The sequence below is a fragment of the Kitasatospora sp. NPDC058243 genome, from assembly GCF_042882025.1.
Taxonomy (GTDB): domain Bacteria; phylum Actinomycetota; class Actinomycetes; order Streptomycetales; family Streptomycetaceae; genus Kitasatospora.
Window position 1 is genome coordinate 231,888 of the sequence record NZ_JBHVWW010000004.1, and the last position, 426, is coordinate 232,313.

1 pseudogene is annotated in these 426 nt (G+C 79.3%); it reads right to left on the minus strand.

Features of this window, described 5'->3' with window-relative positions:
* Positions 1 to 165 precede the first annotated feature (165 nt).
* Positions 166 to 426 (minus strand): annotated as a pseudogene (locus ACFVX9_RS05325) (hypothetical protein); the annotation flags it as partial.

Consider the following 426-nt stretch of genomic DNA (forward strand, 5'->3'; position numbering starts at 1 on the left):
CGGCGGTTGTTTTTGCGGGGGGGGGGGGGGGGCCGCAAGGGCCGTGGGAGGGGGGGGGAGGTGGGGGGTCGTGAACGGTGGGCCGGGCGGGGAGAGGGGGGCTCGGGGGGATTCCGAGGCCGGTCATTTCACAGTCGATCCATACCAAACGGTCATTCACACAACTCACCCTACGGCGCGATCACGCGCCGCGGGGACCGGCGGAGCCGAGCGGGGCTCCGGGGCACAGCCCTCGGCCTGGTGCTCCTCCGCGCCGCCGTGCGGGCCGTGGCCGTCCGGCCGCTCGCCCTCCCGCCCGGTCCGGACCGCGTGGCCGTCCCGAGTCGGACGGGCCTCGCGCGCCGCCCGGGCGCCGTCGGCCGCCGCCGCCCGGCCGCCCTGCGGACGGGCCTGCGGCACCCGCGCCTGCCGGCCCCGGAGCTCGCC